This window comes from Streptomyces chiangmaiensis (genome assembly GCF_036281785.1).
In the GTDB taxonomy this organism is placed as follows: domain Bacteria; phylum Actinomycetota; class Actinomycetes; order Streptomycetales; family Streptomycetaceae; genus Streptomyces; species Streptomyces chiangmaiensis.
Window position 1 is genome coordinate 1 of the sequence record NZ_JAYWVC010000306.1, and the last position, 6,964, is coordinate 6,964.

The 6,964-nt window shown below is 68.6% G+C and carries 5 protein-coding genes and 1 pseudogene; 2 read left to right on the plus strand and 4 right to left on the minus strand.

Features of this window, described 5'->3' with window-relative positions; all coding sequences use genetic code 11:
• Both VXC91_RS40765 and VXC91_RS40770 read right to left on the minus strand, forming a co-directional pair.
• Positions 1 to 195, minus strand: a 195-nt coding sequence (locus tag VXC91_RS40765) for a hypothetical protein (protein ID WP_329512414.1), incomplete at its 3' end; no start/stop codon positions are given.
• Between the two features lie 55 nt (positions 196 to 250).
• Positions 251 to 2,152: a helix-turn-helix domain-containing protein gene (locus VXC91_RS40770; protein ID WP_329512415.1), complete on the minus strand. Its 1,902-nt coding sequence runs from the start codon at positions 2,150 to 2,152 to the stop codon at positions 251 to 253.
• A 136-nt stretch (positions 2,153 to 2,288) separates the two neighbouring features.
• On the opposite strand from VXC91_RS40770, the gene VXC91_RS40775 reads away from it, so the two are divergent.
• A complete protein-coding gene (locus VXC91_RS40775; RefSeq protein ID WP_329512416.1) occupies positions 2,289 to 3,641 on the plus strand; it encodes an MFS transporter in 1,353 nt (450 codons plus the stop codon).
• A 76-nt stretch (positions 3,642 to 3,717) separates the two neighbouring features.
• Positions 3,718 to 4,878 (plus strand): zinc-dependent alcohol dehydrogenase family protein, encoded by a 1,161-nt coding sequence (locus VXC91_RS40780; protein ID WP_329512417.1) that lies wholly within the window; start codon positions 3,718 to 3,720, stop codon positions 4,876 to 4,878.
• 80 nt (positions 4,879 to 4,958) lie between these two features.
• On the opposite strand, the pseudogene VXC91_RS40785 reads toward VXC91_RS40780, so the two are convergent.
• A pseudogene (locus VXC91_RS40785) lies at positions 4,959 to 5,273 on the minus strand (transposase); the annotation flags it as partial.
• 97 nt (positions 5,274 to 5,370) lie between these two features.
• Entirely contained in the window at positions 5,371 to 6,573 is a 1,203-nt protein-coding gene (locus tag VXC91_RS40790; RefSeq protein WP_329512418.1) for an MFS transporter, read from the minus strand.
• Positions 6,574 to 6,964: the final 391 nt, after the last annotated feature.

Consider the following 6,964-nt stretch of genomic DNA (forward strand, 5'->3'; position numbering starts at 1 on the left):
ACCACTGGCGTCCGCCGCGGCCGCTACTGAGGCCATGCCAAAACCGGCCTCGCCCCCGTCTTCAGCGCCGCGATCAACCTCCACCGCATCGATAACCACCTCACCGGACACCCCGTCGGCACCGCACGCCGCACCCACTTCGCCGACCTCGACCTCGGCCTCGAACCCCGCCCCCGCAGCAAGCCCCGCCGACACCGCTCCTGAATCGGGCGACAAAGTCCCACAGGATTGCGGTCTGCGCTGCGGTCAGTCAATCTCCGGCTGGCAGGTCAAGGGGGCGTAGCCGATGGAGCTGGAGGGCCATTTGCAGTTCGAGAGCGTTCTGGGGATCCCTCCATCGACTGCCAAGCAGCATGGTGATGCGTCTGAGGCGCTGCGAGACGGTGTTGACATGCACATGAAGGGTGCGAGCGGTCAGTGCGAGGCTGCGGTCTGCCTGAAAGTAGCTCTCCAGCGTGCGTAGGAATTCGGAGCCGCGCTGCCGGTCGTGTTGCAGGAGGGGACCGAGCCGCGCCTCGATGTAGGCATGGATGTCGTGCGGTGTCTGCGGCCCGAGCAGGAGCCCTGCGAAGCCGAGACCGCCGGCGTCGGCGGCCTCTCCTTGGCGGCCGAGGAGAATCAGGGCCTCAAGGCAACGCCTGGCGTCCCTGTATGCATTGCTCAGCGATACCGCTCCTGCGGCCGGGCCGGCGGCTCCTGCGGTGACGCGGTAGCCGAGGACCTGGTGCAGACGGCTGGCGACGAGGTCGGCCGCGGCTGCTGGCTGGACGTGCGGAAGGGCGAGGACAAGGTCCTCGAGGTGGCTGGCGGCAAGCCCGTTGTAGCCGGCGGCAAGCCGGGCGGCCACGACCGCGGCCCGCTGGCGGTCGACGTCTTTCGTACGAGCCACCACGACGGCGTGCTCGGTGTCCAGGTCGGCGCGGTGTCCGCGTGCTCGCTGACGCAGCGTCGCCTCATGCCGCTGCGGGTCCGTGATGACGTCGATGAGTAGGTCGCCCCGAACGCGGTCTTCGGTGTCGGCGAGCGAGCGGTGGAAGAGCAGGAGCAGTGCCGCCACGTGCGCAGCGCGTTCGAGAATCCTCTTCCCGACCTCGGAGAGTTCCTGGTGCCCGCCGAGCAGGACGGTTCCCAGATGGTCGCCGCCGGCGACGGCTGCCGCGATCCATTGCGTGGCATCTCCTGGATGGTGCAGTTCCACGGTGTGGCCGGAGGCGCGCGCCTGGGTTGCGGCCTGCCGTCGGCGGTCGAGCGGCGGCAACGGTGCGCCGGTGTTGGCCAGGGCACTCCCGTCGGGACCCAGGATCGCCGCGGTGCCGCCCAGCACCTCGGTCAGCGCCACTGTCACGTCGCTGACGCCGCCGCCTTCCAGCAATACGGTGGTGAGCCGATCGTGAGCCTCGGCCGCTCGCTCGACGGACGCCGCGTGCTCGAGGATCACCTGGTTCGCCTGGTTGAGACGGTCCAATGCCTGCTGGGCCTGGGCGAACAACCGGGCGTTCTCCAGGGCGACCGCCGCGTGCGCGGCCAGCGACGAGGCGAGGGCGATCTCTTCCGGTGGAAAGGGCCGGGGCCTGCGGTTGCCCGCGAGCAGGCCGCCGATCACCTTGCCGTCCAGCAGGAGCGGCACGCCGAGTAGGGCGTGGATGCCTTCCTCGGCCACAGATGCGTCCACCGGCCCATCGTGAAGGAAACCGGTGTCGTGCTGGTAGTCCTGGGTGGCGTACGGAGCCGCTGTCTGCACCATGAGCCCGCCGAGCCCGGTTCCCATCGGCAGCCGGATGCCCTGGAACCGGGCCGACACCGATCCGTCGGAGACGCGGATGTACACATCCTGCCGCTCGTCGTCGATGAGGCTCAGGTATGCGACGTCGACTCCCAGTAGCTCCCGGGCGCGCCGCACAATCGCGCCGAGCACGGCATCGACATCACGCAGGGCCGTGAGGTCTGTGGCCGTCTGGTAAAGGGCGCGCAGCTGCTTCTCCCGGTGCTGCTGACGCTCCATCAGCCCACGCATCCGCAGGGCACTGGCCAGCTGGGCCCGAAGCTCCTCCAGCTCCTGGTCACCAGCACCCTCCGCGGCAGCGTGTGCCAGGCTCTCGAACGCCTCGGGGGGAGCCCCCACTTCAAGGAGTTCCACGAACGAACGTCGCATGTGCCCAGACTAGCCCGACCGAACAGTGCTACGAGCACATCAAGTACGGCCATCACTGTTGAACGAACACATCGCTGCCGTCGGTGCTCAGCGACCAAACTCCTCGTACGAAATTCGCACAGGAAGGTCCTCCCGCATGAACGGTCCACAGGAACGGCATTCGGCCCTCCGGAAGGTGGCCCTGGCCAGCCTGGTCGGCACCACGATCGAGTGGTACGACTTCTTCGTCTACGGCGCTGCCGCAGCCCTGGTGTTCAACACTCTGTTCTTCCCCAATCAAGATCCCCTCACCGGAACCCTGCTGGCCTTCGCCACCTACTCGGTGGGCTTCGCGGCCAGGCCGCTCGGCGGCATCGTCTTCGGCCACTTCGGCGACCGCCTCGGGCGCAAGCGCATGCTGGTGACCAGTCTGCTCCTGATGGGTGCGGCGACCTTCGCGATCGGGCTGCTGCCCACGTATGACGCCGTGGGCTCATGGGCCGCGGTCCTCTTGGTGACCTGCCGTTTCCTGCAGGGGTTTGCGGTCGGCGGGGAGTGGGGCGGCGCGGTACTGATGGTGGCCGAGCATGGTGGGAGCAGGCGGCGCGGCTTCTGGGCGAGCTGGCCCCAGACCGGCGTACCCGCCGGCAGCCTGCTGGCCACCGGAGCGCTGTCAGTGGTGACCGGGTTCATGTCCGAGGCCACGTTCGGCTCGTGGGGATGGCGCATCCCGTTCCTGCTCAGCGCAGTGCTGGTGATGGTCGGCCTGTATATCCGCATCTCGGTGTCCGAATCGCCGGTCTTCGAGCAGGCGCAGGAGGAACAGCGTCGCTCTGGACAGCAGCAGCGTCTGCCACTGATCGAAGCGTTCCGTCGCCACTGGCGCGAGGTGCTGATCGCCATGGGCGCGCGCTTCGCCGAGAACATCTCGTACTACGTCTTCACGGCCTTCGTTCTGACCTACCTGACCGGCCACCTGGGGTTGTCCAAGACCACCGGACTCAACGCCGTGCTGATCGCTTCGGCGATCCAGTTCGCGGTCATCCCGCTGTGGGGGTTGCTCTCCGACCGGATCGGGCGCCGACCGGTCTACCTGATCGGCGTCGGCGGGCTGCTGATCTGGGCGTTCGTCTTCTTCGTACTGCTGGACAGCCGATCTCCCCTCGCGATCACCGTCGCGATCTCCGTCGGGCTCGTCGTGCATGCGGCGATGTACGCCCCGCAGGCGGCGTTCTTCTCCGAGTTGTTCGGCACCGGAGTCCGATACACCGGTGCGTCTATCGGCTACCAGTTGGCGTCGGTGTTCGCCGGCGGCCTGGCCCCGCTGATCGCCGTCGCGCTGCTGGACGGCTTCGGTTCCTCGCTGCCGATCTCCCTGTACTTGGCCGGGGCGGCGCTGGTCACGCTCGTCGCAGTGCTGCTCGCACAGGAGACGAGCACCCGGAATCTGTCCGACGTCAGCGCCGCGCGGGAGCAGACCGCCGACCAGCCGCAGGTTCCGGCCTCATGACCGTCTGCCCGATCCGGCGGACAGTCCTGCCGGATCGGGCAGCTTCCGCGCGACCGCCGAGAAAGGCGCCACCACCGTGATCGAAACGAAGGCCGCTGTCCTCACCGGCACGGCAACGCCCCCCTACGCCACGAACCCTGTCGTACACATCGAGGACGTCCAGCTCACACCGCCGGGCAGCGGAGAGGTGCTGGTCCGCATCGCCGCGGCCGGACTGTGCCACTCGGACCTGTCGGTCATCAACGGCGACCGGCCCCGGCCGCTGCCCATGGTCCTCGGCCATGAGGCGGCCGGGGTGGTCGAAGAGACCGGACCCGGTGTATCCGATGTGCAGCCCGGCGATCACGTCGTCTTCTCCTTCGTCCCTTCCTGCGGAGCATGCGTGCCGTGCCAATCGGGCCGCCCCGCTCTGTGCGAACCGGGCGCACGCGCTAACACCCACGGGGAGCTCCTCACCGGCTCCAAGCCCTTCCACCGGGCCGGTGGAGAACGGCTGAACCACCACCTCGGCGTGTCGGCGTTCGCGGAGCGGACCGTCGTTTCGGCCGCCTCCCTCATCCGGATTCCCAGCCACATTCCGCTGGAGAAGGCGGCGCTGTTCGGCTGTGCGGTGCTGACCGGCGTCGGCGCCGTCATCAACACCGCGCGTCCGACACCCGGCACCGCGGTGGCCGTCTTCGGCCTCGGGGGCGTCGGCCTGTCCGCGGTCATGGGCGCCCATCTCGCCGGTTGCCACCCGGTCATCGCCGTGGATCCCCTCGACGCCAAGCTCGAGTTGGCCACATCGCTCGGGGCGACACACGCCGTCAAGGCAGGCGACGACGCACCCGACGTCATCCGTGACATCACTGGTGGCGGCGCGCACTGCACCGTGGAAGCCGTCGGCAGCGCGCGCGTCCTCACCGCCGCGTACAACGCTACGCGTCGCGGCGGGCAGACCGTCTCGGCCGGCCTGCCGCACCCCGATCAGCGAGCGGAACTGCCCGCCGCGCTTCTGGTCGGCGAGGAGCGCCAGGTCACCGGCTCCTACATGGGCTCTGCGGTGCCCCGTCGGGACATCCCCCGTCTGCTGGCCCTGCACGAGGCCGGACGCCTGCCGGTCGACGCGCTCCACACCCAGACCCTGGGCCTGGCGGAGATCAACACCGGCTTTGACGCGCTGGCCGCCGGAGCCGCGGTGCGGCAGCTCGTCACCCCCGGGACTCTTCCTTCCGGCGGCGCGAACGGCGAGGCCTGAGCAAGGTCTTGGTGACATCCACGGCCCGTGTGACGGGTGGCAAGCGCTCCTTGTGGTGAGCGAACGGGAAGGCCGTGGCGGAAGTGGGCCAGCAATGACGGATCGAATGCCATGTCGTTCAGGCCCAGCCCGCACGCGGCCTTCCACCGCAGGTCACACCGCAGTTCCTGGACCGTTTCGAAGTCCGACAGCCCGTGCAGGGCCTGCAGCGTGATCGCCGCGGCCAGGATCTGCGTCGGCATGCTCGGCCGCCCGTTCGCCGACGGGCACATGTCCGCGAACATCTCCGCCGGGAACAGCGCACCACGGTGCTCGGCCAGGAACGCGAACGCCCCGCCGGAATCAACTCCCGGCAGGTCTGCCACACATCCGGTCCGACCGTCTCCCCGGCCCATTCCCCATCACCACGAAACGAGTCTGGCCCCGCCGCTCACTCGGCGGAGCCAGAACCCCAAGATCTTCATGAGCCTTCTAGGGGGGGCGGACGGCGGCTCAGCAGCTGGTGAGCTCGCTGTGCACCGGGCCGGGGTTGGCGTTCGCGGCGGTGCGCTGGTCGCGGCGTTCCAGGGCTGCGGACCACAAGGCGAGCCCGACGGCGGAGGCGGCCATGAGTGCGCCGACCCAGTTGGGGGAGGTGTAGCCGAAGCCGGCGGCGATGACGAAGCCGCCGAGCCACGCGGCCAGAGCGTTGCCGAGGTTGAAGGCGCCGACATTGACGGCGGAGGCCAGGGTCGGGGCACTGTGGGCGTGGTCGAGGACGCGCTTGTTCAGCGGCGGCACGGTGGCGAACCCGAACGCGCCGACGACCAGGACGGTGATCGCCGCGAGTATCTTGCTGTGTGCGGTGAGGGTGAACACGCCGAGCACCACGGCCAGTCCGCCGAGCGCGGTGTAGAGCATCGGTATCAGCGCACGGTCGGCGAACTTGCCGCCGATGAGGTTGCCGATGACCATGCCGATGCCGAACAGGATCAGCAGCCAGGTCACCGCGCTGTCAGAGAAGCCCGCGACGTGAGTCATCATCGGGGCGATGTACGTGATCGCGGCGAAGACGCCGCCGAAGCCGAGCACGGTCATCGCCAGTGCGAGCAGAACCTGAGGGTTGCGCAGGGCGGCGAGCTCGTGCCGCAGGTGGACGCCTTCGGGGCGGGGCAGTTCGGGGACGAGCTTGGCTATGCCGAGCAGCCCGATCACGCCGAGGCCGGCGACGAGGACGAAAGTGGTGCGCCAGCCGGCGGCCTGGCCGATGTAGGTGCCGAGCGGGACGCCCACGACGTTGGCGACGGTCAGGCCGGTGAGCGTGATGGCGATGGCGCTGGCCTTCTTCTCCGGGGCGACCAGTTCGGCGGCGATGACCAATCCGATGCCGAAGAATGCGCCGGGCGCGAGCGAGGTGACGATGCGCCCGACCATCATCAGCCCGAAGCTGGGGGCGAGCGCGGACAGCAGGTTGCCGAGGACGAATAGGCCCAGCATCAGCATCAGCATCCGCTTGCGGGGCATCTTCGTGCCGAGTGCGGTCATCAGCGGGGCGCCCAACATGACGCCGAGGGCGTAGACGGTAACCATCAGGCCGGCGGTGGGAATGGTGACGTGGAAGTCCGCGGCGACTTGGGGCAGCAGTCCCATGGGGACGAATTCCGTGGTTCCGAGACCGAAGGTACCGATGGCGAGAGCAAGAAGCGCCAGAGGCATGGGGTTAACCCTTCCATGTTGCGTGAGCGAGTACCTGACGTCCAGGTCGCCGCCGGACTGCCGGGCAACAGCGCGCTGGAGGTTGTGTGTGGGGGAAGCAGAAGCTGGCCAAGCTCGGTAAGGCCGAGGAGTGCGGCAAGGTCTTCGGACCGTTCGGGGTGGTCGCCGGACGGCGGATGGTGGCATCCGAGCTTTTTTGGGCTTGTCGGCCCACTCCTGGAGTTAACGCTGCTTAGGGGTGGGCTGTCAAGCCCAATCTGGGTATCGTCCGAAGCGTGAAACCCACGACAGGAGCTCGGGAGCCCCACAAGCTCACCGACAAGGGACAGGCAATGCGGCCCGCATCCTGGAGCACGCCGCAGAGCTCATCTACACCAAGGGCGTCCACGCG

Coding starts and splice junctions, on each gene's coding strand:
- VXC91_RS40770 (WP_329512415.1), bottom strand. CDS start 2,152: ATGCGACGTTCGTTCGTGGAACTCCTTGAAGTGGGGGCTCCCCCCGAG.
- VXC91_RS40775 (WP_329512416.1), top strand. CDS start 2,289: ATGAACGGTCCACAGGAACGGCATTCGGCCCTCCGGAAGGTGGCCCTG.
- VXC91_RS40790 (WP_329512418.1), bottom strand. CDS start 6,573: ATGCCTCTGGCGCTTCTTGCTCTCGCCATCGGTACCTTCGGTCTCGGA.